Here is a 26,176-nt window from a genome sequence, read left to right as displayed (position 1 = left end):
CCTTGACGTTGTTGCCGCTCGGGTAGACCGAGTCACGGGGCATGACGGCACGGTCCGTGCGCCCGGCCTTGACCTGCTGCACGGCCTGCCCGCCGGTGAGGGCGCCCAGCGCGTGGACGTAGTCCAGGTCGTGCAGTTGCCGCCACAGCCGCTCGGCGCCGCGCCGGGCCAGGGTGTGCTCCTCGCGGACGCTGCCCGAGAGGCGGATCACGTCCTCGGCGCTGTAGGTGCGCTCGATGCCCTGCCAGCGAGGATCGGTGGCCCAGCGCCGCGTGAGCTCCTCGGCCGCCGTCGTCTTCGCCTCTGCCATGGCTTTCACCGTCTCCCTCGGTTGTACGGTCTGCCAATCCCATGGGTTTGCTTCCCCGGAAAGGCACTGTGTGTCTTCATCTGAGATGCGGCCCGCCAGCCTGCCGCGGGGCTGAGCTGAGCAATGCTTGCCCGGCAGCGCGGCAGTGCTGCCGGGATCTCCGACGTCAGGGCATGAATCGCGCCCGGTGCAGTGCCCGCGCCGCCGGAGGTCCGGCGGGCCGCCCTGCAACTTTGACAGTGGCACTTAGTGCCAACAAGCAGGGATGGATGCCAACTTCTGCGAATCTTCGCGACCTCTTTTGCCAAGATTGCGAATGAGTATCCGAACCCCTTGTTCGCGTACGCTGGCGACCGGCTCGGACAACGCCTGGACCACCGGGCCGGGACCAGCGAGGAGCGCGGTGAGCAAGATCTACGCGGGCGCACGGCTTCGGCGGCTGCGCGAGGAGCGCCGAATGAGCCAGGCGGAACTGGCGCGTGTCCTGGCCATCTCGCCGAGTTACCTGAACCAGATGGAACACGACTCCCGCCCGCTCACTGTCCCGGTTCTGCTGCGGCTGACCGAAGCCTTCGGCGTGGACCCCGGCTTCTTCGCCGAGCGCGACACCAGCCGGCTCGTGGCCGACCTCAGGGAAGCGCTGGCCGGCGAGATCACCGAAGCCCGGGTCACTTCGACCGATCTCGCGGATCTCGCCTCCCGGATGCCCGCAGTCGCCCAAGTCCTGCTCAGCCTGGGCCGCCGCAACCAGTTGCTGTCCGAACGGCTCGCCGGAGCAGCGGACGGGCGGGACACCGAGCAGGAGACTCCGCGCTCACCTCACGAGGAGATCCGCGACTTCTTCTACCGTCGCCAGAACTACCTGCATGAGACCGACCTCGCCGCCGAGTCGCTGGCCGAGGAGATCGGCATCAGGCCGGGCGACGTCCTCCGAGCGCTCACGGAACGACTCACCGACGCCCACGGCGTTCGCCTGGCAGCCGAGACCGGTGATCGCCTGCATCACTACGACGACCGGACCCGCACCTTCCACCTGTCCAACCGGCTTCGACCGGGACAGCGTGCCTTCCGTATGGCGACCCAGCTCGCCCTGCTCGAATACGGCGACGAACTGGACCGCCAGGCCGGTGAGGACTTTCCATCCGGTTCCCCCGCTCGCGCCCTGGCTCGCATCGGTATCGCCAACTACTTCGCAGCCGCGCTGATCCTGCCGTACGGCGACTTCCATGCGGCGGCCGAAGACGTGCGCTACGACATCGAACGCCTCACGGACCGATACAGCCTCGGCTACGAGACCGTCTGCCACCGCTTGAGCACTCTGCAGCGCCCGAGACTGCGCGGGGTGCCCTTCTCCTTCGTCCGCGTCGACCGGGCCGGCAACATGTCCAAGCGTCAGTCCGCGACCGGCTTCCACTTCTCCCGGGCCGGCGGCACCTGTCCACTGTGGAACGTCTACGAGGCGTTCGTCGCCCCCGGACGCATCCACGTTCAGGTCGCCGAAATGCCCGACGGGCAGCGCTACTTGTGGACGGCCCGTGCCATCACCCGGCACCGTGGGGGCTGGGGCGAGCCCGGCAAGACCTTTGCCATCGGCCTCGGCTGCGAGATCCGCCACGCCCACCGCCTCGTCTACTCCGACGGCCTCGACCTCACCAACGCCTCCGCCGCCACCCCCATCGGCATGGGCTGCCGTCTGTGCGAACGCCTCGACTGCCCCCAGCGCGCGGTGCCGGCCCTGGGCCGCCCGTTGCGGATCGACCCCAACAGCAGCGGGTTCGTGCCGTACCCGGTCGAGGACCCCACCGGAGTGGGCTCTGGATCGGCGCCGACCAGGTGAAAGCATGGCCCGCGGCACTGCGTTGAATGCCGCGATGATTCCCTCGCCTCGCTCTGCGTCACCGCTTGACTGCAGGCTCAACTAGGGGGTCATCGAATTGCCGACCCGTCTGGGGGGACCTGGCGGTGTCCGTCACTGGGAAGAGCGTGCAGAGGGACGCGAACTCCTTGGCGTCGGCGTGCAGTGACGGCTGAGCGCACCGGCCAGGGCTCGTCATGGTCAGACCCGCCGTGTGCGGGCGGCGCGGCCACGGCCAGGGGAAGGGAGGCGACAAGAGCGGTCGCCGCGGCACAGGCGACGAGCAGGTAACGACGCATCGAGGACGTCAGCCTTTCTGGTGGGGAACGAGCCCCATGACCGGTGTCTGATCGCGTCGTGCCGTCCAGCGCGGGGTCGCGGGAGCGATGTCGCCCGGAGGTTCATCCAGTCAGCGGCCTGCGGACCGGACTTGGGCCGTGCGCCACCGCAGGCCACTGCTCGGACGCGCAGGAGTTTTGGGCTGGCATGTCGGAGGCGGCCAGTAGCCTCGGACACCATGGGCATTCAGATCGATGTCGTGGTGGGTTACCCGATCAACGATGAGGTGGAGAGAGTGCTCGGGTTGGCCGAGGCGGTCGGCGAGCCCGTCACTGTCTCGTTCATGTGGGAGGGGCGTGAAGAGGCGGAACGCGTGGTGCTGGTGCCCGCGGCGACGCTGGCGCTCTGGGAGCATTGGGCCCCCACCGCCTACCCGACGAGTGGCGCTGGGGAAGAGAACCGGGCTGTGGCGCAGGGGCCGGAACTGTCCCACCCAGCGGAATTCGGCGCGTTCACGCTTTTTCGTCGGCGCGTAGGAGGGCGCACGGCGGTTGCTCGCAAAGGCGTGGTGGTCGCCGAGCTACTGGACCCGGACGAGGCGCACTGGCTCCAGGAGAAGGCCCGTAATGTCCGCCAAGGCTTCATGGATCCGAAGCAGAAGGCGGCGTTCGAGGAGTTCCTTGCCCGTCAGGCAGCCCTCGATGATCAGTGACGCGCCGACTCATGCTTCGTGGCTTCACCCGCCAGTCCGGCAGGGACGTCCCGGCCGGACCCGGCGGACCTCAGCCGCGAGGACCTGGGGGACGGCTGGACGGACCGGCTGCTGTTCCAGATCATCGCCGCCGTGATGCCCGGCGCCCGCGCCGTGCTGCGCCGAAGCTCGTTGGCCAGGCGCTCCGGATCGAGGTCCGCGGCAAACAATCGTTCCGCGTCGAGGGGGCCGGCAGCGGCCGTGTCCTGGACTGCCGTCACTGTCGCCAGTCTCTCGTGTTCCGGCAGCGAGGCGTGTGCGGAGGAGTTGCGTTCTCCCAGGACCCGCGCCGGCTTCTCCGGCCCCGCCGGCTTCGGCAGTGGCCACACCGTGTCAACCACGAGCCCCGCCCCGGCCTCGGACTCGGCACCGCCTTCGCGACCGTCTGAACCACCGTCGACGCCAGCCGGAGGACCACCGCTTCGAGCCCGTGCATTCCCGACGAGCCGGGGCACCGTCGGATCGGAAGCGACCGGCCCGAACGCGGCGGGCTCCGCCAGCAGCACCCCGCCGGCCTGCGAGACCACTCCCGATCCGCCACCCGATATCCGGACACGGGGACAGGACCCTGACAGAGGATGCATCTGATTCTCCGATCGGTGCACCTGAGACCCTACGGCCCCGGCGTGAAGTTGCGGGTGGAGCTGCCGGGCAGGGCCACTCATCTCAACGCCTACCGCTCCGGCGACGTGGATCCCTGCACAGCTCGGCGATGTTTCGAGAGCCGAGTCGACCAGCACCTCCACCAGGTGCTGCCTCCCGCAACGGACAAGCCGTTCTATGAGTGACCACGACCGGTCTGCCGAGGTGACCAATCCCGAGACGCTCCGCGAAGTGGTGGGCTCGCGGCCGATTCAGGCGCCAGCGGCCGTGACGACGGCGTCCGTGGCAAAACCGAGGAGGAGGCCGGCCAGGATGCACCAAGTGGTGAGTGTCTTGAGTCCGGTCTTGCGGGCGACCGCCAGCAGTTCGATGACGACGTAGAGGATCGAGCCGGCGGCGAGACCGAGGAAGGCGATGGACAGGGTGTCGTTGACCAGGTGCTGGCCCACCAGCGTGCCGACAAAGGTGGGGCCGCCGCCGATCAGGCCGAGCCACAACAGGGTGAGCCAGGACGGGCGTTCGCCCTCGGCGGCCAGGGGGGCGACGATGCCGAAGCCCTCGGTGGCGTTGTGCAGGCCGAAGCCGATGATCAGCAGGAGGGCCAGGGAGATCTCGCCCTGGGCGGCGGAATTGCCGATGGCCAGGCCCTCGGCGAAGTTGTGCAGGCCGATGCCGGTGGCGATCATCAGGGCGAGTGAGCCCGCCTGGCTGCGGGTTCCCGGCGCCAGCTCGGCGGTGGCGGAAGCACCTGGCCCAGCCGGCCGTGCGGTCGCGGTCCGGCGGCGGGCAATCCAGGCGTCGTAGTGCACGAGTCCGGCCAGCCCGACGGTCAGGCCCGCGGCAAGGGTGGTGCCGCCCGAGGCGACGGTTCCCCAGTCGTGCTTGCTCAGTGCCTCGTCGACGGGTTCCCAGGCGTGAGCCAGTACATCCCAGACGAGGAAGATCAGGATGCCGATGGCCAAGGCGTTCAGGCCGGCCCTGAGGCGAGGTGTGGGTGTGCGGAGGCGGCCGATGGGGAGGCCGAGGTAGATGGTGAAGCCTGCGATGGCTCCGAGCAGGGCGATGTTCGCGCTGGACATGGGGACTCCGGTCTGATGTGCATGGGAAGCGCACAGAAAGTAAGGCAAGCAAGGCTTGCCTAACAAGGTGACGGAGTCGGTCTTTCGGAAACCTTGGCGAAGTCATTGCTGGAGACATGGCGAGTCTCGTTGCCTCCAGCCTCGGCTGATCCTCCGTTTCCGATCGACGGGCCGACGATGTCCGCCGCGTCGTCGAACGGCACAGCGAGGGCGTGGCCGGCGGCGCCCCCGAAACGGCTGCCGCCTGCGAGTGGTGGGTCGCCCCCCTGCCTGCCCATCGGTTTCCGCAGGTCGCGGCCCCGACACGCAACGATCACGCTTGTGTCGCGGCGGAGATTTGTAGCTCATTCCGGGCTTGACCCGGGTTTGACATTAGGTAAGCCTTGCCTAAATCTTGCTGTGAGTGATCTAGGAGTCGTCTGTGTCCGCGCTGCCCTCGAAGGCGTCCGTGTCCCCCCAGTCAGGGCCCGTGCGGCGGCTGGGGTTGTACGACGGATGGTGGACGGTCACCGCCGCCGCGCTCGCCGCCTGCCTGGCACTCTCGGCCTGCGCCTGGATATCCCTGCACCTGCGCGTGGACGCCACCCTCCACACCGCGGCGCTCTTCGTTCACCTGGCATCTCTCGTGCTCGGCTTCGGAGCCGTCCTGCCCGCCGACTACAACGCACTTCTCTACCTGACCGGGCGGTGCACCCTGCGCGACGCCTTGGACAGTACGGCCCGCCTCCACGTCCCCATCTGGACGGGCCTTGCCGGCCTCGTGGCCAGCGGAGTCATGCTTCATCCGAACCTCGGATCGGCTCCCACCCGCATCAAGCCGGGTTTTGTGCTCGTCCTCACCGTCAACGGTCTGCAGGCCGGCCTCCTGAACAGACGCTTGACGCACCTGGACGCCACCCCGCCCACAACGCGTCTCATGGCCTGGGGAGGCGCGACGGCTCTGGTGTCTCAGATCTGCTGGTGGGGCGCCGTGTTCATCGGCTTCCGCAACAGCCAGGGCTGAGCCTTTCCTGCCACCCGCCTGCTTCCGATGCTGCTGTCACCGGTGCCGCAACTGCGCAGGCTTGGTCGAGGACCGACGTATGGACACAGAGCTGCTGGTGGTGCCGAACTGTGCCAACGAAGCCGCGGCCCTTGACCTGCTGACTCGGGCTCTGTCCGACTCTCAGGCTGCCTGCGCGAGGTAGCACGGGGTGATGTCGTGCCGTTCGCGGGGCGGGCCTTGCGGCGGGTCAGCCGTCGGGTCGTCAGGGTTATGTCGGCCCATGTGATCAGCGATTCGCCGCACCGAATGTGGGGTGAGCACGAGTAGAGACCTGACTCCACGGCGACCCTCGGGACGGCGGTTCTGGCTGCCATCCATGCGGCGGGCCAGGGACGGGTGTCACGTGTACTGGAGTTGCTGCCGGGGTGAGCCTCTTTCCGGTCCAGGCGCATCCATCCCGCACCCGTCCGTCCCGTGGGCGGTGACCCGGCGCGCACGTCGCTCGCGCCTGCCGCCTGCCACCTGCCGCCGTTTCTGCGCAGTTCGGGGCTGCGTGAGGAAGTAGGCCCGGTCACTCGCCTGTTCGTGGAGCACCGGCCCGACTCGGGCACCGGTGCTCCATCTCTCGCTGGTCTCGGCGGCAGCCAGGTTCGGGGAGGCTGTGCCGGCCTTCCGCGTGCACCGCTGTGGTCCGGTTGCTTAGGGCCGTCCCCGTGCCGACGCCGCGCTGCTGTGGGTGGTGCGGCGACGCGAGCGGCCTGCAAGGTCGACGTCCGCAGAGGTGCTTGGGTGTTCCCGGTGAGTGTGGCTCTCGGCGCGCCGGAGGCGGACCACGGCGTCCAGCCCACCGCCGGGCGCTGCCACCAGGGTGACCTCACCACCGCCGGCGCGGGTGAGTTGCCGGACCATCGGCAGACCGAGGCCCGTGCCGTCGTGGTCGGCATCAGGGGCTCTCCAGAACCGGTCGAAGGCTCTGCGCCGTTCGGCCTCGGTCATGCCGGGCCCTTGGTCGATCACATGCAGCTCGGCCATGGGCGAGGTGCGGCCGGCTTCCCCCGGGGCGGAGATGATCGCCAGAGTGATGGCGGTTCCCGGCGGGGACACGCGCAGCGCGTTGGAGAGCAGGTTGTCGATGATCTGCTCCAGTGCTCCCGGTACCGCCCACACTCGAACGGCTGTGGCTCCGGAGACTACGATGCCGACCTGTTGTTCGTCGGCGAAGGCCGTCCAGATGGATGCGCGATCGGCGACGACGGCGTCGAGATCGACCGCCTCCGGCCTGATCGCGGAGTTCTCCAACCTGGCCAGCGCGAGCAGCCCCTGCACCATGCGACTGAGCCGCTCCATTTCCGCCAGTGCCTTGTCGAGGCTGTCCTGGGCGCAGGGGGCGAGGTGCGGCTCGAAATTCTCCAGGCGCAGGCGGAGAGAGGTCAGCGGGGTCTTCAGCTGGTGGGACACCTCGGAGGCAAACGCCTGCTGGGCCTGGAGCAAGTGCTGAAGCCGGGTCGCGGTCGTCGTGAACGACGCAGCGAGCCGCCGCAGTTCCGGTGGGCCGTGATCGGTGGCCGGTGGATCGGTGAGCCGGCCTTCGGCGAGTTGTGCGGTGGCGCGCTCCAGGGCCCGGACCGGGCGAGTGATCGAGCGGGCGAGGACGAAGCCGATCAGGGCAACGGTGGCCAGCACGCCCAGCCCGACGACAGCCAGAGCCAGCCAGGTGGCATGGACCTTCGCCGTGAGCGGGCCCAGCGCGTACACGGTACGCACCACACAGGGGACGGTGGCATCGGAGCCACCCGGCACAGTGACGAAGAGGACTTCGCCACCTGCCGACGGGTCGCTCCGGGTACCGACAACGGGTTGATCGCGCAGCGCGTCGGAGATGTCCGGCTCGGCGGACAGGTCCTTGCCGCCCTGGGCAAGAGCGGCGGTGTCGGTAAGGACAACACCCTTCTGGTCGGCGACGAGCACGCGACTGCCGGTTCGCCGCCCGTAAGCGCGGGCCAGATCGGGGAGGTCCGCCGCCAGGCCGTGCTCCATCTTCTCCTCGCAGACCGCGGCGAGCGTCATCGCCCCCTGCTGCGCCGCATGGGAGAAGCGGGACAGCTCGCTGCGGGCGTAGAAGATGCCGAACGGCACTTCGAGCGCAAGGAGGACGAGCAGTATGAGGCTCAGATGGCTGAGCAGGATGCGGCGCGTCACCGAGGCCCTCGGCCGTGCGTCGACTCTGCGGCGGCTGTGGCGTCGACGGGTGTCGGCGGCACGAGGCGGAAGCCGATTCCGCGGATGTTCTCGATCCAGGAGGAGTCGCCGAGTTTGCGGCGCAGCGCGGCGATGTGGACATCCAGGGTCTTGGTGGGGCCGAAGTAGTTCGGCTCCCATGCCGTGTCGAGAATCTGCCGGCGGGAGCAGACGGCTCCGGGGTCTTCCGCGAGGCAGGTGAGCAGGTCGAACTCCTTGGGGGCAAGGGCGACCGGCGACTGGTTGAGGTGCACCTGCCGGGTGCGGCGGTCGATGGTCAGCGGGCCGATCCGCTGGATGTGGGGTGTCCCGGGCCCTGCCGGGTCGTCCAAGGGCTCCCGCTCTGCACGGCGCGTGTCCAGCCCCGAGAGGCGGGTGCGGCGGGTGATGGCACGGATCCGTGCGACAAGCTCCCGTACGCCGAACGGCTTCGAGACGTAGTCGTCCGCGCCCAGTTCCAGACCGAGTACCCGGTCGACCTCGTCGTCTCTGGCAGTGATCATGATGATCGGCACCGACGAGCGGGCCCGGAGCGCACGGCAGACGTCGATGCCGTCCATGTCGGGCAGTCCCAGGTCCAGCAACACCATCGCCGCTTCCGGTGCGGCGAGGCCGTCGGCACCCTTTCGGGCGTGTTCCACGGTGAACCCGAAACGGCGCAGCCCCTCCATCAACGGTCCGGCCACCCGGTCGTCGTCCTCGATCAGCAATACACGCATGCTGGAAGGCTCACAGACTTTTGCCGGAGCGGGTGGCGCAAACGCCGGAACCTCCCCCGAGCCGGTGATCCTTTCTCCGCGGTCGACCGCGTTCACCACGGACGGAGTACCGCTGAAGGGCTCCGCGATCGCGACATCGCATACGTCGACGGCGCGGATCAAGGAAAGAGTTAAGGATTTCGAACACCGGCGGTTCCACCGTCGGCCCGACGGCAGGCAAGTCCGGCTCAGGAAAGACGAGTTGAGGGCCACCGTCGGGTCCGGTGGCCCCGATCCGAGTCGAAAACTGATCTAGCGTCAGGTCGTGTCCGCTGAAGTGTCCGCGGCGGAATCGGCTGGAGACGGGGAGGACACAACACCTCGCCGAAGGTTTCCGGGATCTCCGCTGTATTCGCTCTGGCTATCTGCTTGATCGACTTCCCGTAGCGTCGGTTGCACGGCCGGTGCCACTGGAGCACCGCGTGACAAACGCCCCCGAACACCTGGGACACCTCATGCCCATTGATGAACTGCGCCACATCCGTCCGGACCTGGTGGAGTCGTTCACGGCCGCGCTCCCGGGAGCACGGGCAACCGTGTTGGGCCGTCTGTGGGGCGCTTTCTCACGGGAGTCCCTGCCCGGTGTGATCGGACATCACCGAGAGACCGACCGTCTGGTGGTCGATCTGCAACGGGGCGGCTCGCTGTCGGCGGCCCAGTCCTGCGCCCGGCCGTTCGCCGAGATGCCGGAAGGCTTCACCGTGTCCGGGCCCGAGGGGCCGATCAGGGGGCCGGCGGATCTCCTGGCACAGCTCGGCCTGCGTACCCCCGCGGCGGAACTGCTGGCGACCGAGCTCGACAACAGCGTGGTCAACCTGGCCCTGGCCAGGGCCGCGAACACAGGCCGGACGGTTTTACCGAGTGACTCGGCGGACGCCGAGCAGGCGGTCGTCGACGGCCACCCGCAGCATCCCTGCTGCCGGACGCGTACCGGCATGTCGATCGCCGACGTGCTCGCCTACGCTCCCGAACACCACCCAGTCGTCCAGCTGGCGCTGCTCCGGGTCCCGGCCGATCGCTGGCAGAGCGCCGGCACGTGGCCGCGGGTGCTGCGGGAGAGCGACACGATCCTGGTGCCCCTGCATCCCTGGCAGCGGGACCATGTGCTCGCGCACCATCCCGACCTGGCCGTCGTGGAGGAGACGATCCCGGCCCGGCCGTTGCTGTCGTTGCGCACCCTGGCACCACTGGACGTCCTGCCCGGTTGCCACATCAAGACGGCGCTCGACGTGCAGGTCACCAACTACCGGCGCACCATTTCCCCGGCCGAGGTCGCCGACGGGCCCCCGCTGTCGGACCTGGTCTCGGCTCTCGTCGAAAAGGCCGGGTACGGCGGCAGCCTTCGCATCCTGCACGAGCTGGGCGGCGGCGCGGTGTGCGTGGACGGGCAGCCCTCCGCGAGCCTGGCGGCAATGATCCGGGAGTCGACCGAGCGTTACGTCGACTCCGGGGAGATCGCGGTCCCGCTCACTGCCCTCCACGCGACGGGCGCCACCGCGATCTCGGGAGATCCGGTGCGCTGGCTGGCGGACTTCGCCGCGCTCGTCCTGCCGCCTGCACTGACGCTGCTGTCCATGGGGGTGGCCCTGGAGGCCCACGGCCAGAACACCCTGGTCGTGCTGCGAGACGGACAGCCGGTGCGGGTGCTGTACCGGGATCTGGACGGCGTGCGAGTCAGCCCACACCGCCTGGCTCGGTGCGGCTTCACGTTGCCGCTGCTGCTCGGCACCCGCGCGGGCGATGACGTGGACGCGCTGCACACCAAACTGTTCGGCGCCCTGATCAGCGGAGTCTTCAGCGAGCTGGTCGACGTCCTCACCCGGACGCAGAAGGCTGATCCCCGAGCGCTGTGGGGTGCGGTGGCCGAGGTCGGCCGCCGGGTGTACGCCGACTTGCCGGACCACGAGGACGCTGCGGCCTTCTTCGGCGACACGATGCCGCTGAAGGCGACCATCGCCATGCGCCTCTCCGAAAACCCGGGCAAGGCGCAGTGGACGGCCGTTCCCAACCCGCTGGCCCTGTGCCGTTGACATCCGACACCGATCACCGATCGTCGTCCCACTGGAGCGACCGTATGACCACCGGTACTGCCCCCGACACCAGGTTCGCCACCACCGTCACCGCACCGGCCGGCGAACCGGTGGAGACGGCCGACGCCGTCACCACCCACACACTGCTCAACTGCCTGATCCGTGAGGTGTCCGCCCCCGAGCATCAGGTGACTGTCGGCAACGGCCACCTCCTGCTGCGCCTGCCCCGCCGAGGCATTCTGATGCGTTCCCGGCTGCGCCGTGTCTCGGTGATCGGAGCGCACCGATTCCAGGGCCCGGTGCAGCGGCTCGACAACGACACCTGGATGACCGTTGGCTGGGAGGAGCTGGCAGGTTACATCCAGGACGAACTGGAACTGCGTACGGGTGTCGCCAACGAGGAGTTCCTGGCCCAGGTTGCCGACAGCCGCGAGACGATCCGCACTGCACTGGAAGAGCGGGTGGGCGCCACGCCACATGCGGACCCGTACATCGCGTCGGAACAGTCCCTGGTGTTCGGCCATCGCTTCCACCCCACCCCCAAATCCCGCACGGGTGACCCGACGGACTGGCTGGCGTACGGCCCGGAGACCGGTGCGCGCTTCCGTCTGCGCTACCTGGCCGTGCGCCGCCATCTCGTGCGTGAAGAGGGCGAGCTGCACGAGATGGACGCGCTGTACCAGGCGGCCGACCCGGAATTCGCGATACTGCCGGTGCACCCCTGGCAGTACCGGCTGCTGCAGGGCCACGACCGGTTGCGTGCGGCGGTGGCCGCCGGCGATGTCGTCGACACCGGCGTGAGCGGACCGGAGCTGCTGCCGACCGCATCCGTGCGTACGCTGTACCACCCCGACGGCGACGCCTTCCTGAAGTTCAGCCTGAACGTCCGCCTCACCAACTGCGTGCGCAGGCACGCACGTTATGAACTGACCGGCGGCGTCGCCCTCAACCGGCTGCTCCAGCCCGTCTTCGCCGAGCTGGCGGGCCGCTTCCCGGGATGCGCGCTCCTGGCCGAGCCGGGCTACCGCACCCTCGACACCGACGGCGACCTCGACCTCCTGGAAGGTCTCGGTGTCGTTGTCCGCTCCGGCCTGCGCCACCATCTGCTTCCCGGGGTGACACCCCTGCTCGCCGCCGCGGTGGCGGACGAGTACCCCACCAGTTCGGCCCACGTCTCCCATCTGCTCGCGCGCGGTGACGGGGACATCCTGGCCTGGTGGGACACGTACCTGCGGCTGTTGCTGCCACCGGTGCTGGCCGCCTACTTCGAACACGGCGTCGTGCTGGAACCCCATCTGCAGAACGTCGTCGTCGCTGTGCACGCCGACGGCACTCCGGCGCAGATGCTCTTCCGCGACCTGGAGGGCACCAAGCTCCTGCCCGAGCATCACCAGCGCACCCTCGGCGACCTGCCGGACGACGTCCGAGGTCCGCTCACCTACGATGCCGAACGCGGCTGGAACCGGGTCGCCTACTGCCTCCTGGTCAACCACACCGCCGAAGTGCTCGGCGCCCTGGCCGACCTCGACCCGGCGCTGGAACCCGCCCTCTGGGGTCTGGTCCGCGACCACCTCGGCGCCTACGCCCGCACCGCCGCCCAGCCACCGCGACTGCGCGCCCTGCTGTCCGGCGTGCCACTGCCCGCGAAAGCCAACCTCCTCCTGCGCTGGTCCCGCAAGGCCGACCGGCACGCCACCTACGTCCCCCTGCCCAGCCCGCTCGGCGTGGACTTCCCCCGCGAGGTGATCCGGTGAGGCCCGCACTGCTCGACCTCGTCGGCAGGATGACCGACGACGACCTGCCCGCCTATGTCCACGACCTGCCGGGCCTGCGCGCACACGTGCATGCAATCCGGGCCGCACTGCCGGAACGTGTCGAGCTGCTGTACGCGACCAAGGCCAACTCCGATCCCCGGATCCTGCGGACACTGGCCGGGCACGTCGACGGGTTCGAGGTGGCCTCCGGCGGTGAGCTGAGCCACGTCCGCGGGCTCACTCCCGATCAGCCGATCTCCTTCGGAGGCCCCGGCAAGACAGAGGCAGAGCTGACCTTTGCGCTGCATGCCGGAGTGGAGCGCCTGCACGTCGAGAGCGAACAGGAACTGCGACTGGTCACCACCGTGCCGGGCGACGGGCCCGTCAACGTCCTGCTGCGCGTCAACCTGCCCGTGGACCTCGGTCAGGTCGCCCTCGCCATGGGCGGGCACCCCAGCCCCTTCGGTATGGATCCCGCGCAGTTGGACCGCTGTCTCGAGGTGATCGCAGCCGACCCGCGCATCCGACTGCGCGGCCTCCACTTCCACCTGGCCAGCGGACTCCAGGCCAAGGCCCAACTGGCCCTTGTCGACAAGGTCCTGATCTGGTCCCAGGACTGGGCTCACGAACGCGGCGTCGACCTGGCCGAGGTCAACGTCGGAGGAGGAATGGGCGTCGACTACGGGCATCCACACAAGGTGTTCGACTGGTCCGCTTTCGGCGTGGGACTGCGCCGGATCCTGGCCCGCCACCCTCACCTCACGCTGCGGATCGAACCCGGCCGCTCGGTCACGGCTTACTGCGGCTGGTACGTCACTCAGGTCCTGGACATCAAGTTCAGCCGGGGAGAGGCGTTCGCCGTGCTGCGCGGAGGCACCCACCACCTGCGCACCCCGGCCGCGAAACAGCACGACCAGCCCTTCGAGGTGATCCCCGACGACGCCTGGCTGCGGCCATGGAACCGCCCAGAGGCCCGTGACGAGCCGGTGACGCTGGTCGGACAGCTGTGCACGCCCAAGGACGTCCTGGCACGCCGGGTCATGGTCGAACGGCTGCGCGTAGGCGACCGTGTCGCCTTCGCCATGGCCGGCGCCTATGCCTGGAACATCTCCCACCACGCCTTCCTCATGCACCCCCAGCCGACCTTCCATCACGTCGACGATGTGGTGGTGTCCGTCCAGGGCGATCACGCCCGACAGATGTCATGAGGGCCCACCCTCGCATGCCCGCGCGTCGTACGAACGCAGACCCGGGCCATCCCGGGAAGACGGTCCCGAACGCGGTGCTGGCCACACTCACCGTCCGGCACTTCCGTCGCTATCTGCTCGGGCAGCTGACCTCCAACATCGGCACCTGGATGCAGCGCGCCGCCCAGGACCTGCTCGTCCTCCACATCACCGGCAACAGCGGCAGCGCGGTCGGCATCGTGACCGCGCTGCAGTTCCTTCCTCAGACCCTGTTCGGCCTGACCGGAGGCGTCCTCGCCGACCGGTACCCCAAACGGCGGCTTCTGCTGCTCACGCAGACCGCCATGGGGGTGCAGTCGCTGCTGCTCGGACTGCTGACCGTCACCGGAGCAGTGAATCTGCTGTCCGTGTACGTGCTGGCATTCACCCTCGGCACCGCCACCGCCGTGGACAGTCCGGCCCGTAACGCGTACCTCTCCGAACTGGTCACCCGCGAGCGCGTGGCCGCCGCGGTGAGCCTGAACTCCGCCCAGTTCAACGTGGCCCGCATCCTCGGCCCCGCCATTGCGGGCCTGTCCGTCGCCGCCTTCGGCACGGGCCCTGTATTCCTCGTGAACGCGGCCTCGTACCTGGCCGTCCTCTACGCTCTGATCACCATCCGTGCGGACGAGCCGAGCGACCACAGCCGGTCCCTTCCCGGCCGTAACCGGCTGCGCGACGCCTTCCGAGACATCGCCTCCACCCCAGAACTGCTCCTGCCGATCTGTGTCATCGGCTTCGTCGGCACCTTCGGACTCAACTTCCAGGTCACCCTCTCGCTCGTGGCCATCACGGTCTTCCACTCCGGCGCTGCTGCCTTCGGCTACCTCTCCGCCGCTTACGCCTTGGGCAGCCTCATCGGCGCGGTCTACGGGGCGAGCTGCGGAAAGCCGCCCACCGCACGACGACTCATCACCACCACGGTCGTCTTCGGGGCACTGGAAGCCGCACTGGGCCTGATGCCGGACTACGGCACCTTCATGGCCCTCCTGATCCCCACCGGCTTCGCCGCCGTGATCGTGACCACCACCGCCAACGCGCTGACCCAGCTTCATGCCGACCCACGCCTGCGAGGCCGCGTCATGTCCGTCTACTTCCTCGTCCTCCTCGGCGGCGCCCCCCTCGGCGCCCCGCTGGTCGGCCTGGTGTCGGACGCCCTCGGCGCCCGATCCAGCCTCATCCTCACCGGCGTCGTATCGGCGTCCTCTGCGCTCGCTCTGTCCGCCTTGATCACAGCGCGAATCCGACGGCTCACCCGGCAAGGGACCGACCGGCCGATGTCTGACGCATCCGCGAAGGCCAACGCGAGCACTCCGGCCCAGTAGGCACGTCAGTGAACCAGCCCCACTGCTTGAGAGCGCAGCGCCGGCCGGGGCCGAGGCTCCTACACCGCGGGCAGGAGAGAGGCCGTCGTGCCGCGGTCGATGACGCGTCCGGCGTCGAGGGCCGAAGTGCCGTCCGCCTTCGAGGATCAAGGCGACATCCTCCTGAAGCGCGACCGTGGCCCCGGATCGGCGCGTGAACCGGGCGATCACGTCGAGCACCCGCGCCCGGCTGGAGTGGGTGACCATGGCGCTCAACAGCCCCTGGCCGGCGGACGGTCAGCTCTCGTACAGGCCGACGCCCTCGCCGGCCGCCGCGCGCACCAGGACGTCGGCCAGCTCCGCCGGGGTGGAGAGCATCGGGTAGTGGCCGGTGGCCAGTTCGAAGAAGGTGACTCCGGGACGGACGGGCAACCTTGTGGGCAGGTTGTGAGTCTCCTGATCGATCACGCCGTGATCTGACCCACGAGGAGACCATCATCAACGCCATACGCAAGACCCTGACCGCCGCCGCCGTCGTCGGCGCCGTCCTCGCGGGCTCCGCCGCCTGTGGAACGGTGGAGCAGCTCTCCGCCGGCAAGAAGCTCGACCGGGCCTTCGAGAAGCTGGGCAAGAAGAAGACGCTCTCCTTCGAACTCGACCTCGACACGGACGTTCCGTCCCTGAAGGCGCTGGATGCCGAGTCCGAGCCCGCGCCCGGCGAAGAGATGCCGGTTGAGGCCGCCGAGTTGATCAGCGGTGCGAAGATCACTGTCACCCTGGAGTCGAAGAAGCCGATCGATGAGTCCGGTGACAAGGACTTCGTCGGCATGGCCATGAAGATCAGCAACTCGGACGGCGACCTCGCCGAGTACCGGGTGATCGGCGACTACGCCTACGTCCGTGCCGACACCGACGCGCTCGGCAAGATGATGGGCGCCCCCGTGCCGGCCGCCGAAGACCTGCCCCCGGAGGCCGGGGCGATCAAGAACGTCATCCAGGGCAAGTGGGTGAAGTTCAGCACCAAGGAGATGGAGAAGGCCGCCGCCGAGGGCCAGGGGGCCCCGGGCGGTCCCGCGCCCGACCCGTCCCTTGACGCCAAGACGCAGAAGAAGCTCGTGGAGGCCCTCCGCAAGGTCCTCGCCCGTGAGGTGGACTTCAAGACAACCGGCGGTGGGGACGGCACCGAGCACGTCACCGCCACGGCCCCCTTCCGCACGCTGATCACTCAGCTGCTCGGCGAGATCCGCCCACTGGCGAAGGACCTTCCGCCGGGCATGGAGCTGCCGACGGACAAGGATCTGAAGGACGCCCCGAACACCACAGTGAAGGCGGACTTCACGCTCAAGAACGGTGAGCTGGCCGAGGTGGATGTGGACCTCGCCAAGCTGGCGGAGAACGCCAAGGTCAAGAAGCTGGGCCTGACACTGAGGATGGGCGATGGCGCCAAGCCCACCGCCCCGGCCGGTGCCACGGAGCTGAACCTGAACGAACTCATGAAGGACTTCTTCGCCGGTCCGGCGATGAGTGATGGCGAGTTCGCCGAGAGCGGCCTCGCCGACTAGGGCCTGTGTGATGTCGTGATCAGCCAGTTGCCTCCAGGAGGTCGCTGATCCAGATCATCGAGGCACGGAGGTGGAGGCCGGCGAGGTAGCTCTCGGGCGGCTTGTCATATGGAGTCGCGATGCCCCGCCAGGCCTCCAGCTTGTTGATCAGACGCTCGACAGTGTTCCGCTCCGTGTAGAGATCGGCGTCGTGGCTGACGGGCCGACCGCCCGTGGAGCCCTTCTTCTTCCGGTTGGCGGCCTGGTCCTTCTTCTCCGGGATGACCGCTTTGCTCGTCACAGCCGTCCTGACTGTTCTGTTCCGGCGGGCCGCCCTCTTTTGCCGGGCCCGCTCCTGCTCGGCAGCGGCTTCCGCAAGGGCGTCCATGACCTCCTTGCCGACAGCCATCCCCGCGGCGTCGTGGTGGGCGCGGGCGGTGGTGGAGTCCACGCTGACCAGGGACAAGTCCGTCTTGCCCTGGCGGGCGGCCTCGGCGATCACGCCTTCCAGCAGTGCGGTGAAGACACCGGCGTCCCTCCACACCCGGAAGCGGCCGTAGACCGTCGGCCACGGGCCGAACTCGCCGGGCCTCTCCCGCCATTGGCTGCTGGTGCGGAACCGTCAGATCACCCCCTCGAACTGCTCCCGCAGCCGCTCGGGATACGGGCCGTACTCGCCAATCGGCAGGAACGGCTCGATCAACTCCCACTGCTCGTAGGTAAGTTGCCTGCGCGTCACACCTCTCTCCCTACCGGACCCACCCTCCATGCGGATCCGGTTCGGCAAGATTGATCACGACATCACGCAGGCCCTAATCCGGCCCTACAACCGTGTGTGTCTTCGGGGAATGCTTTCTCCGCGTCTGCGGTCGGCGAGGAAGTACCAGAGCGGCAGCGGGACCATGTAGCAGAACGCGGCCAACAGCAGGTACCAGCCATCGCCGAAGGTGGTGACAGCCCAGGCGAGGGCGGCCGTGAAGAGAACCAGGGCCGAGGCCAGGATCCACAAGAATCCACGGGCCAACCACGTGCCCACGCTTCGTCTCTGCTGCAACTCGGTTTCGGGCTGGTGGAGTTTGTCGCCGGCCATTGCGTACCTGCTTTTGCCTCACCGCGGAAGGTGTCCGCCACTTGCCGGAGAGGCGATCTCCCCTTGCCCCGCAACAGTGGCTTCCCCGAAGAGGCCCCGCAAGGACATCGGTTCGGATTAAATCGACCGACTGTCGGAATAAATCACCTTCCCGGGCAGGAAGTCAGCCGAAGAGAATCTGCCGCAGTATCCGGGTAAAGTGCTCGGTGAGTCGGTCGGGCGGCATCGAGGCGAGCGGTTCGGTGCGCGCGATATAGCGACTGAAGGCCACTCCGATCATCTGCGCCCCCACCAACGCCACGCGCGTGTCCAAGTCGTCGTCCGGCAGTGCGGATTCACCGGGTGACAGGACGGAGCGGTAGACGATGGCGCTGTGCTCCTGCATCGCCACAAGGAGATGGGCGGCGGCGCGTTCGTCGGACGCGGCACTGCGCAGAAGGGCGATCAGCGGGTCGTTGACGGCGTCGGTCTCCAGGCGCCGTACGAAGGCGTCGGCGATCCGGTCCGGCAGCGTCTCGGGGTCACCTGCCGCCACTTGCTCCAGGTCACGATTGCCCGGCACCGCCGCGAGGAAGAGTCGTTCCTTGGAAGCGAAGTGACGTGTGATCAGGCCGTGTGTGACTCCGGCCCGGCGCGCGATCTCCCGGAGCGTCGTACGAGCGTAGCCGCGCTCGGCGAAGGTGTGGCGGGCCGCCTCGATGATGGCCGCCCGGTGCCCCTCGGGATCCCGACGGCGCCTGCGTGGCGGCTCGTCGGCCGACTCGCTCGCCGGCTCTGCGTCGTTCACGGCGCCTCCTTCATGTGATCACTCTACGGCGCTGCGGCACGTCGCCTGTCGCCACTGCTACGTTAGTATCCATGTGGATATTAACGAGCGGGGAGGGAGCCCGTCGTGAGCGCTGGGGAGACTGTGGTGAGCGTTCAGGGGCCGGAATCCGCGGCGGTCGTCGAGACCCGGCTGCTGCACAAGATGCATCGGGCGGCGACGTCCTTGCTGGCGGAAGCGGCGCAGAGGCCTGCCGCGCCCTCCGCCGCGCTGGAGGAGTTGCGTGACTTCGTCGTTGCGGCGCTGCGGCACCATCACGAGAGCGAAGACGACGTGCTGTGGCCGCAGTTGACCGTGGCCGATCCCGCTGCCGCCACCGGGCTGGCCGAGCTCGAAGCCGAGCACGACGCACTGGACGCGTCGCTGGACGCGCTGGCTGCCGCTCCCGTGCGCGACGACGTCGGCCGGGCGCCGCTGATCTCCGCGGCCGTGGCCATACGCGACCTGGTACACACCCACCTCGAACATGAGGAGCCGCTGCTCCTCCCTGCCCTTGAGGAGCACATGTCCGACGACGCCTGGGCGCAGTTCTCCCGTGCGGTCATCGCCTCGGCCCCACCTGTGGGCGCGCACCTCAACATCGGCTTCTTCGAGCAGGTGGGCTCCCCCGCCGAACTCGCGGTGGTCACGGCGAATCTGCCACCGGCCGCCCTGGACCTCGTCCCGGCCATGCGCGAGCAGGCCGAAGCCACCCTGAGAAGCCTGAAGGCCACCGAGCAGGATCTGAAGGCCACCGAGCAGGAAAGGACGGTCACCGCATGACCAGCACCCTCATCGTCGGCGGAAGCGGCGGGCTGGGCAGTGTCATCGCCGAGCACTTCGCAGGCCGTGGCGACGACGTCATCGTCACCAGCAGGGACAAGGCGCGCGCCGAGGTCGTGGCCGCCCGGATCGGGGGCAGCACCCGCGGGCTGGCCCTCGACCTCGCCCACCCCGAGACGATCAGCGCCTCGCTGGCGGACGTGACGGAGGTGGACCACCTCGTGATCACCGCTGTCGGCCAAGCGGCAAACACCCTGGCGCAGTTCAGCATCACGGATGCGGTTTCCGCCGTGACCATGAAACTCGTCGGCTACGCGGAGACCGTCCGTGTGCTGCGCGACCGGTTCGCCCCGAACGCCTCCGTCGTACTCTTCGGCGGACTCGCCAAGGAGCGCCCCTACCCCGGCTCGACGATCGTCTCCACCTTCAACGCCGGGATCACGGGCCTGATCAGGACACTCGCGGTGGAAATCGCGCCGCACCGCGTCAACGCCCTCCACCCGGGCCTGATCGGCGACAGCCCCAAGTGGCGCGACGTCCCCAACCCACCCCACTCGGCGCAGACGCCGATCGGACGGCTGGTCACCATGGCCGAGATCGCCGACGCCACGGACTTCCTTCTCCGCAACACCGGTATCAACGCCCACGACCTTCACATCGACGGCGGCCTGCTGGCCACCTGAGCCCACAGGACGACCGCTACTGAAGCGCGCGGGCCGGCACGCAACATGAAAGCGATCATCCCGGAGAAGAAGGACCAGGCCGCCAACCGGAAGAAGAAGGGCTCCACGGGCGGTCGGCCCGTCAGCCACGACGCCGATCTCTACAAGGAGCGGAACACTGTCGAGCGTCTGATCAACAAGCTGGAGGCCTGGCGGGGCATCGCGACTCGATATGACAAGCCGCCCGAGAGTTACCTCGCCGGCCTCCACCTCCGTGCCTCGATGATCTGGATCAGCGACCTCCTGGAGGCAACTGGCTGATCACGACATCACACAGGCCCAAGGACTTGTCCGGGCGATCAGGTTCGGAGCCAGACGGTGAGGGCTGCCGCGGTGGCCGTGCCGAGGTAGACACAGCCGCGCTTGTCGCAGCGGGTGGCCACCGCCCGATGCTGCTTCAGCCGGTTGATCGCCCGCTCGACGGTGTTGCGTTTCTTGTACCGCTCTTCTTCAAAGCCGGGTGGCCGTCCGCCGCGTGAGCCTTTGCGCAGGCGGGCGGCCTGGCTGTCGGTCTTCTCCGGGATGGTGTGCCGGATGCCCCGGCGTCGCAGGTACTCGCGGCAGGGCCCGTTGCTGTAGCCCTTGCCGGCGGCGATGCTGTCGGGCTTCTTGCGGGGCCTGCCCGGCCCGTTCTTCGGGACTCGGAATTTCTCCAACACCGGCTTGAGCTGTGTGCAGTCAGCCCGCTGACCTGGTGTGACGATCAGGGACAGTGGGCGGCAGCGGCCGTCCGCGCTCAGGTGGAGCTTGGTGGTGAACCCGCCGCGCGAGCGGCCCGGGCCCTCACCTCCTGCACCACCTCCACCAGGCGGGCGACGACACTTTGCCAGGGTGTCTCGCCCTGGTGTTCCCCCGCCGCGGCCCTCTTTGATGTGGGAGCTGGTGGCGGCCCGGTGCGGGCGCCGGCCGCGTGCTGATGCGCCCGCACGATGGAGGAGTCGACCGAGATGTCCCAGTCGATCTCACCCGCCGCGTCGGCCGCGGCATGGACCTGCTGGAGCAGACGTTCCCACGTCCCGTCGGCCGACCACAGCCGATGGCGTTCATAGACCGTTTCCACGGCCCGAACCGTTCCGGCAAGTCCCGCCACTGCACGCCGGTTCGCACTCGGTGCAGATCCCGTCGATCACCTGCCGGTGGTCCCACCACCTGCCGCAACGCCGGTTGCTGACCGGCAGGAACGGCTGCAGCCGTTCCCACTCCGCGTCACTCAGATCACCCCGCCCCATGACCACACCAACGACTTCGGCGCAAACTCGTCACATGATCGACCGGGGCTGCCGGCTCCGGCAGCTCGTCCTCGCCAAACCAGAAACGTCAAGGCACGGAGCTGGCGGTTCGCCCTGCGTGGCGGGGAAAACGGGCGACTACGATCTCGCCCATGGAGACTTCCATGGTGCGCCCAGAGTCCTTGACCGTCCTTCCCGCATGCGTGTGGAGTGACAACGAGCGGGACGCGATTCGGCTCGGACATGTCAGCCGCGCGATGGAGGGCAAATGGCATGTGGTCTCCGAGGGCGACACCGTCCAGCTGCTGAGGAGCTGGACGGGACAAGAGGTCTACCGGGCCGAGTTCGGTCCAGTGGACGCGTCCGAGGGCGGCGGGTGGCGCATCGTCCGGGCAGAGGCAGAGCGAGATCCGGACCGGTACCGGAATTTCGGGGCGGAGTTCGACGCGGTGATGCTGGAACTCGTCCTGCGCACGTATGCCCTGTCCGAGCCCGCAGCGGAACTGCGCACCCTCATGGTCTCCCTCGTCGCCGATGCCACGGGCCGTACCGATGCCCCCTCCGCTCTGGTGCAGATGAGTCTTCTCGGCATGCGTACAGATCCGCCGTCGGCCGATCGGCCGTGACCTGCCCAGCGCCTCGGCCCAGCGGGAGCCGCGCGGTGTCGCTTCCGGCGTCAGCCCCCCCGGCTACAAGTCGTTTGGGTGATCGACCGGACAAGTCCTAGGAACATTGCGCCGTGCCGGGTGGTGCGCGCGGGCACGCCCAGGTCCTTCGTAAAGGGCAGCCGCGCAGGGGCCCTCATGGGGGGACGCCTCGTACTCTTCCCAGACCGCCGGGAGTGTCTGTCGCCGGGAGCGTCCGTCCAACGTGGCGAGCCTGAGCCTGGCGGCCGATGTGCCCCACCGCGGATCCGTCCAACGGTCAGTGCCGGGGATCCGGCCCGCGCAAGCCGGGAACTCCCAGCGGCCGTTCTGCTCGATGGTGCTCAGGCCGGTCTCGAGGACGCGTGTTCCTGTGTCAGCACCAGAACACGAACCGGACGGCTGCTCCCGCGTCAGGCCTGTTCCGTCCGCCGGCGCAAGACGCGTAGGCCGGTCACGGCACCGGTGTGCACGCTCAGCAGGCACCGGCGGTGCGCAAGCACGTTGTGCATTTCCCGGTTGCAGGTGCCCGGCAAAAACGTTCCGCTCCGATGCAACCTGCCTGCGAGCCCGCGGGTATTAGAAGCGATACCGCACTTCACCTGGGGGATTACATGCACTTGGACCGTTCGGCCGGTTGGACCGCCGACCGTTTCGGCGCCGCTGTCGTGGCCTGTGCGGCCTTGTTCTCGGCCGTCGGCTGTTCTGCGGACGAGGGTTCCGGCGTCAGGGTGGCCGCTGACGCACCGGATGCCCGGGCCTCCGCCGCGGGCAAGGCGTCCGACGCACGCCCGGCTCCGTCGGGGCCGGAGCCCGCCGTGCTTGCGCATATGCGGGTGAACATATCCGACGGGCAGACGGTCGGTGTGGGCATGCCGATATCCGTCACCTTCTCCCGGCCGGTCCCCGCCGCCGAGCGCAAGGCCGTGGAGAGCCGGCTGCGCGTACAGACCTCGTCCGGCACGACCGGCGCGTGGAGCTGGGTGAAGGGCAGCAACCTCCAGGACGGGCAGCGCGTCGACTTCCGCCCCAGCACCACCTACTGGCAGTCCGGCACCCAAGTCACCCTCCGTCTCGGCTCGCACGGCGCCCGGCAGTTCACCATCGGCCCGTCGGTGGTCGCCACGGTCGACGCGAAGACGCACATGATGACCGTCCGCACCGGCGGCAGGACTCAGCGCATCCCGGTCACCACCGGCGCGCCGGGGACGGACACCTGGAACGGGACGATGGTCGTCATGGACAAACAGCCCAAGGTGTACATGGACTCCCGCACCGTGGGCCTCGGTAACGAATACGCCGGTGACTACTACTGGGCCGTACACCTGACGACGTCGGGGACGTACGTGCACCAGAACCCGCGGGCGAACACCGAGGCCGGACACCGTAACGTCACCCACGGCTGCGTCGGCCTCGCCTCCAACGGCACCGCCCAGCGCTTCTACGACCAGGTACGGGTCGGCGACGTCGTCACGGTCACCGGGGCGAACAAGGACACCGTCGCCGCCGGCAACGGCTACGGCGACTGGAACCTGACCTGGAAGCAGTGGCTCGCGCACAGCGAGGCCGGTGCCACCAAGACCGCATGACCCCCATAGCACCGGCCTATCACACACGCTCCCGCGCCGTAAGAAGAGAGCACGACAAGGTGACCGAGGACGAGTTCGACCTCTTCTACACGGCTGCCTGCCCGCGTCTGGTCGGCCAGCTGTACGCCCTGACGGGCGACTACGCCGAAGCCCAGGACGTAGTCCAGGAGGCCTTCGCACGCGCCTGGGAGCGGCGTTCGTCCGTCCTGACCGGCGACCGGAATCCCGAGGCGTGGATCCGCACGGTGGCCCACCGCCTGGCGATGAGCCGCTGGCGGCGAGCGCGCCACTGGTGGGAGCTGGTCCGGGGCGAGCCCGCGCCGCGGCCCATGCCCGAACCGAGCCCGGACCATGTGGCGTTGGTCACCGCTCTGCGGCGCCTGCCGGAAGCCCAGCGAACCGCGATCGTGCTGCATCACCTGTGCGATCTGAGTGTGGAGCAGATAGCCGCCGAAACCGGTGCGGCCGTCGGCACCATCAAGGCACGCCTGTCACGCGGCCGTACGGCACTCGCCGCTCACCTGGTGAGCGAGGAAAACCACTCCACGGAGGAAGCCTGTGTCTGACCAGCCACCACCGCGTCCCCTGACCGAGACGGAGCTGTCGGCCCGGCTCCGTGGCCTGGCCGCGGACGTCGCGGCACCGGCCACGGGGGCACAGGCGAGGGGCCGGGCGCAACGTCGGCGCCGCGGCCGACGCGTGATGCTCTCCACCACCGCGCTGGTCTCGGCGGCCCTCACCGCCGTCACCTCCGGCGCCCTCGGCTCCGCCACCGAGGCGGCCGCACCCCCTGCGGCGTCCGTGTCCCACACCCCCATACCCGCCCCGTCCCCGGCGCCCGTCCAGCGGGTGACGATCGACCTGGACGCCCACACCCTGACGATGGAGGGCAGGAGGTTCACCATCAGCGGGCTGCAGGACAACTGCCCGATCGGCGAAACGACGGTCACAGTCACCGCCAAGTACCCCACCCTGACAATGCCCCCCAACAAGTTCAGCAAGCTGAGCAAGTATGTGGACATCAGGCAGTGGGCCGTCACCTTCACCGACCGCAGTCACCACCAGCGGCTGCTGATGAACGCGCTGGACCCCTCCGCCGGGCTCAACAGCATGGGTCACGACTCCGGCCCCGGCGCCATCGCCCTCTCACCGCGAGACGGGAAGTGGGTGTACGACGCCATCAAGCCCGGCGCGCGCGTGGAGATCAAGGGCCGACAGGCCGCGAATGCGGACCCGGACTCCGTGTGCTACGAACGCCAGCCGATCACCGGCGACCACTGATGCCGAACCGACAGCGTGGCGCGGGCACGCAGACCGTACCGGTCCAAGGCTGCGCGAATACCACGCCGGTGACGGCCAGAGTATCGACGTAAGCAAGAGCCGGCAGCGGCTGCCGCCGCCCCTCCCGACCCGCTCGGGACTCGCGCTGTCCCGACCGGGCATGTTGGGCGCCCAGTCCATGTATTCCGCTGCAAGGACCGATGCCGCGCATGGGGAGCGTCGGCGTCCACGGGACCGATGTATTCGAAGAATTAGGACAACTGAACAAGTTCCCCGTCCAACCCGTCAGTTCATCCAGTTCCTGTCCCTGCCCGGCTATCCGCTCAGCCGTCACATCCTGCATCATGCCCAGCCAACGACCGGCCGGAGACCAGGTCAATTGCCCCTACGGGCAGACATGATGATCCCCGGCCGAGTACATGTGTGATGGCTGATGCAGCGCGTTTGGCTTTCCTTCACCCAAGGCCCCCACTCCTGAAAGCTTCGAACCCCGATGACCGAAAAGACTGCCAAGACACCCGGGAACACCTTCCTTCCAGGTGGCCGGCGCCGACACCGCAAGCCCAGGCAGAATGGCACGGGAACCGGCCTGCGCCGGGCCCTCGTCCTCGCCATGGCCGTGCCCGTGGCGTCCGCCGCCCTGGCGGGTCCGACCGCCTTCGCCGCCCAAAAGGGTGTCGGCACGACGGCCAAGACCCACGACCTGGACACCGACGACCAGCAGATGGCCAAGAACCTGAAGACCCGGGTACTCGATCAGCGGCTGGGCTCGAACGTGAGCGGCGTGGTCCTCAACGCGGACTCGAACACCACCGTCTGGGGCCACAACGCCTCCACCGCGCTGATGCCGGCGTCCAACGCCAAGCTCGCTACTTCGACCGCCGCCCTGACCGTGCTCGGCCCGCAGCACCGGTTCACCACGAAGGTCGTCTACGGCCACGGCACCCTGACCCTCGTCGGGGGCGGCGACCGCAATCTGACCACCGCCGACCTTGCAGAGTTGGCGAAGACCGCGATCGCCGGACTCAGGGCCGCGGGCCGGACCACCGTGAAGGTCACCGTCGACGACAGCCTTTTCCCGGCGCCGACCCTGGCCAAGGGCTGGAACGGCGGCTACTACCCCGACACCGTCGCCCCGGTCCGCGCGCTGGTCGTCGACGGGCACGGCGTCCAGGACACCTCCATCGACGCCGGGCAGGTCTTCGCCAAGCAACTCGCCGCCCACGGCGTCACGGTCACCGGCGACGTCACCCGCGCCACCGCACGCCCGACGGACGTTCCGGTGGCCCAGCACAAGTCGGCGCCGCTGTCGGACATCGT

The 26,176-nt window shown here is 68.8% G+C and carries 21 protein-coding genes and 5 pseudogenes; 17 read left to right on the top strand and 9 right to left on the bottom strand.

Annotated elements, in window-relative coordinates; genetic code table 11:
- Positions 1-310 (bottom strand): annotated as a pseudogene (locus ABZ471_RS40585) (hypothetical protein); the annotation flags it as partial.
- Positions 311-713: 403 nt separating this feature from the next.
- Here ABZ471_RS40585 and ABZ471_RS40580 point away from each other — a divergent pair.
- The 3 genes from ABZ471_RS40580 (at position 714) to ABZ471_RS40570 (ending at position 3,983) form a co-directional block, all read left to right on the top strand.
- Positions 714-2,147 (top strand): short-chain fatty acyl-CoA regulator family protein, encoded by a 1,434-nt coding sequence (locus ABZ471_RS40580; RefSeq protein ID WP_359073870.1) that lies wholly within the window; start codon positions 714-716, stop codon positions 2,145-2,147.
- A 535-nt stretch (positions 2,148-2,682) separates the two neighbouring features.
- Positions 2,683-3,156 (top strand): hypothetical protein, encoded by a 474-nt coding sequence (locus tag ABZ471_RS40575; RefSeq protein WP_359073868.1) that lies wholly within the window; start codon positions 2,683-2,685, stop codon positions 3,154-3,156.
- A gap of 638 nt (positions 3,157-3,794) precedes the next feature.
- Entirely contained in the window at positions 3,795-3,983 is a 189-nt protein-coding gene (locus ABZ471_RS40570; RefSeq protein WP_359073867.1) for a hypothetical protein, read from the top strand.
- Between the two features lie 66 nt (positions 3,984-4,049).
- Here ABZ471_RS40570 and ABZ471_RS40565 read toward each other — a convergent pair whose 3' ends face one another.
- Positions 4,050-4,877 (bottom strand): ZIP family metal transporter, encoded by an 828-nt coding sequence (locus ABZ471_RS40565; RefSeq protein WP_359073865.1) that lies wholly within the window; start codon positions 4,875-4,877, stop codon positions 4,050-4,052.
- 421 nt (positions 4,878-5,298) lie between these two features.
- Between ABZ471_RS40565 and ABZ471_RS40560 the strand changes: the two genes are divergently transcribed.
- Positions 5,299-5,880, top strand: coding sequence for a hypothetical protein (locus ABZ471_RS40560; RefSeq protein ID WP_359073864.1), 582 nt, complete (start codon positions 5,299-5,301; stop codon positions 5,878-5,880).
- 681 nt (positions 5,881-6,561) lie between these two features.
- On the opposite strand, the gene ABZ471_RS40555 is transcribed toward ABZ471_RS40560, so the two are convergent.
- A complete protein-coding gene (locus tag ABZ471_RS40555; protein ID WP_359073862.1) occupies positions 6,562-8,061 on the bottom strand; it encodes a HAMP domain-containing sensor histidine kinase in 1,500 nt (499 codons plus the stop codon).
- On the bottom strand, positions 8,058-8,819 hold the full coding sequence (locus tag ABZ471_RS40550) for a response regulator transcription factor (RefSeq protein ID WP_359073860.1): 762 nt from the start codon (positions 8,817-8,819) through the stop codon (positions 8,058-8,060). Before ABZ471_RS40550 ends, ABZ471_RS40555 begins: the two co-directional genes overlap by 4 nt.
- Positions 8,820-9,313: 494 nt before the next feature.
- Here ABZ471_RS40550 and ABZ471_RS40545 point away from each other — a divergent pair, with 494 nt between their 5' ends.
- The 4 genes from ABZ471_RS40545 to ABZ471_RS40530 are packed head-to-tail and all read left to right on the top strand — an operon-like array spanning position 9,314 to position 15,193.
- The gene (locus ABZ471_RS40545) at positions 9,314-10,888 is read left to right on the top strand and encodes an IucA/IucC family protein (protein ID WP_359073859.1); all 1,575 of its coding nucleotides are present in this window, start codon (positions 9,314-9,316) and stop codon (positions 10,886-10,888) included.
- A gap of 44 nt (positions 10,889-10,932) precedes the next feature.
- Positions 10,933-12,642 carry an IucA/IucC family protein gene (locus ABZ471_RS40540; protein WP_359073857.1) on the top strand — a complete coding sequence of 570 codons (1,710 nt, stop codon included), beginning with the start codon at positions 10,933-10,935 and terminating at the stop codon, positions 12,640-12,642.
- Positions 12,639-13,850 (top strand): type III PLP-dependent enzyme, encoded by a 1,212-nt coding sequence (locus ABZ471_RS40535; protein WP_359073855.1) that lies wholly within the window; start codon positions 12,639-12,641, stop codon positions 13,848-13,850. Before ABZ471_RS40540 ends, ABZ471_RS40535 begins: the two co-directional genes overlap by 4 nt.
- 14 nt (positions 13,851-13,864) lie before the next feature.
- Positions 13,865-15,193 (top strand): MFS transporter, encoded by a 1,329-nt coding sequence (locus tag ABZ471_RS40530; RefSeq protein WP_359073854.1) that lies wholly within the window; start codon positions 13,865-13,867, stop codon positions 15,191-15,193.
- A gap of 297 nt (positions 15,194-15,490) precedes the next feature.
- Here ABZ471_RS40530 and ABZ471_RS40525 read toward each other — a convergent pair.
- A pseudogene (locus ABZ471_RS40525) lies at positions 15,491-15,595 on the bottom strand (alpha/beta hydrolase); the annotation flags it as partial.
- Between the two features lie 152 nt (positions 15,596-15,747).
- On the opposite strand from ABZ471_RS40525, the gene ABZ471_RS40520 reads away from it, so the two are divergent.
- On the top strand, positions 15,748-16,734 hold the full coding sequence (locus tag ABZ471_RS40520) for a hypothetical protein (protein WP_359073874.1): 987 nt from the start codon (positions 15,748-15,750) through the stop codon (positions 16,732-16,734).
- 19 nt (positions 16,735-16,753) lie between these two features.
- Here ABZ471_RS40520 and ABZ471_RS40515 read toward each other — a convergent pair.
- The 3 genes and pseudogenes from ABZ471_RS40515 to ABZ471_RS40505 form a co-directional block, all read right to left on the bottom strand.
- Positions 16,754-17,452 (bottom strand): annotated as a pseudogene (locus tag ABZ471_RS40515) (transposase).
- Positions 17,453-17,536: 84 nt separating this feature from the next.
- Positions 17,537-17,749, bottom strand: a complete 213-nt coding sequence (locus ABZ471_RS40510) for a hypothetical protein (RefSeq protein WP_359073852.1) — start codon at positions 17,747-17,749, stop codon at positions 17,537-17,539.
- A 217-nt stretch (positions 17,750-17,966) separates the two neighbouring features.
- Positions 17,967-18,590, bottom strand: coding sequence for a TetR family transcriptional regulator (locus tag ABZ471_RS40505; RefSeq protein ID WP_359073851.1), 624 nt, complete (start codon positions 18,588-18,590; stop codon positions 17,967-17,969).
- 126 nt (positions 18,591-18,716) lie between these two features.
- On the opposite strand from ABZ471_RS40505, the gene ABZ471_RS40500 reads away from it, so the two are divergent.
- The 3 genes and pseudogenes from ABZ471_RS40500 to ABZ471_RS40490 form a co-directional block, all read left to right on the top strand.
- The gene (locus ABZ471_RS40500; protein ID WP_359073850.1) at positions 18,717-19,391 is read left to right on the top strand and encodes a hemerythrin domain-containing protein; all 675 of its coding nucleotides are present in this window, start codon (positions 18,717-18,719) and stop codon (positions 19,389-19,391) included.
- Positions 19,388-20,074 carry an SDR family oxidoreductase gene (locus ABZ471_RS40495; protein WP_359073848.1) on the top strand — a complete coding sequence of 229 codons (687 nt, stop codon included), beginning with the start codon at positions 19,388-19,390 and terminating at the stop codon, positions 20,072-20,074. The genes ABZ471_RS40500 and ABZ471_RS40495 overlap by 4 nt, the downstream gene beginning before the upstream one ends.
- Positions 20,075-20,119: 45 nt before the next feature.
- Positions 20,120-20,374, top strand: a pseudogene (locus tag ABZ471_RS40490) (IS5/IS1182 family transposase); the annotation flags it as partial.
- Between the two features lie 38 nt (positions 20,375-20,412).
- On the opposite strand, the pseudogene ABZ471_RS40485 reads toward ABZ471_RS40490, so the two are convergent.
- A pseudogene (locus tag ABZ471_RS40485) lies at positions 20,413-21,342 on the bottom strand (IS5 family transposase).
- 152 nt (positions 21,343-21,494) lie between these two features.
- Between ABZ471_RS40485 and ABZ471_RS40480 the strand changes: the two are divergent.
- The 5 genes from ABZ471_RS40480 to ABZ471_RS40460 all read left to right on the top strand — a co-directional run.
- Positions 21,495-21,968 carry a hypothetical protein gene (locus tag ABZ471_RS40480; RefSeq protein ID WP_359073847.1) on the top strand — a complete coding sequence of 158 codons (474 nt, stop codon included), beginning with the start codon at positions 21,495-21,497 and terminating at the stop codon, positions 21,966-21,968.
- 569 nt (positions 21,969-22,537) lie between these two features.
- Entirely contained in the window at positions 22,538-23,575 is a 1,038-nt protein-coding gene (locus ABZ471_RS40475) for a L,D-transpeptidase (RefSeq protein ID WP_359073873.1), read from the top strand.
- A gap of 59 nt (positions 23,576-23,634) precedes the next feature.
- On the top strand, positions 23,635-24,141 hold the full coding sequence (locus ABZ471_RS40470; RefSeq protein WP_359073871.1) for a SigE family RNA polymerase sigma factor: 507 nt from the start codon (positions 23,635-23,637) through the stop codon (positions 24,139-24,141).
- Complete coding sequence (locus ABZ471_RS40465) at positions 24,134-24,856, top strand: L,D-transpeptidase (RefSeq protein WP_359073846.1); 723 nt, start codon at positions 24,134-24,136, stop codon at positions 24,854-24,856. Before ABZ471_RS40470 ends, ABZ471_RS40465 begins: the two co-directional genes overlap by 8 nt.
- Before the next feature lie 493 nt (positions 24,857-25,349).
- The coding region (locus ABZ471_RS40460; protein ID WP_359073844.1) for a D-alanyl-D-alanine carboxypeptidase at positions 25,350-26,176 on the top strand (827 nt) is incomplete at its 3' end.

Origin of the sequence: Streptomyces sp. NPDC005728, assembly GCF_040630895.1 — a bacterium.
Lineage (GTDB): Bacteria > Actinomycetota > Actinomycetes > Streptomycetales > Streptomycetaceae > Streptomyces.
This window is presented reverse-complemented; position numbering and strand designations above follow the sequence as displayed.

Excerpts from the sequence above, each read along its gene's own strand:
- ABZ471_RS40540 (WP_359073857.1), top strand. The coding sequence starts at position 10,933 with ATGACCACCGGTACTGCCCCCGACACCAGGTTCGCCACCACCGTCACC.
- ABZ471_RS40475 (WP_359073873.1), top strand. The coding sequence starts at position 22,538 with ATGCAACCTGCCTGCGAGCCCGCGGGTATTAGAAGCGATACCGCACTT.
- ABZ471_RS40550 (WP_359073860.1), bottom strand. The coding sequence starts at position 8,819 with ATGCGTGTATTGCTGATCGAGGACGACGACCGGGTGGCCGGACCGTTG.
- ABZ471_RS40575 (WP_359073868.1), top strand. The coding sequence starts at position 2,683 with ATGGGCATTCAGATCGATGTCGTGGTGGGTTACCCGATCAACGATGAG.
- ABZ471_RS40545 (WP_359073859.1), top strand. The coding sequence starts at position 9,314 with ATGCCCATTGATGAACTGCGCCACATCCGTCCGGACCTGGTGGAGTCG.
- ABZ471_RS40530 (WP_359073854.1), top strand. The coding sequence starts at position 13,865 with ATGCCCGCGCGTCGTACGAACGCAGACCCGGGCCATCCCGGGAAGACG.
- ABZ471_RS40495 (WP_359073848.1), top strand. The coding sequence starts at position 19,388 with ATGACCAGCACCCTCATCGTCGGCGGAAGCGGCGGGCTGGGCAGTGTC.
- ABZ471_RS40565 (WP_359073865.1), bottom strand. The coding sequence starts at position 4,877 with ATGTCCAGCGCGAACATCGCCCTGCTCGGAGCCATCGCAGGCTTCACC.
- ABZ471_RS40480 (WP_359073847.1), top strand. The coding sequence starts at position 21,495 with ATGGAGACTTCCATGGTGCGCCCAGAGTCCTTGACCGTCCTTCCCGCA.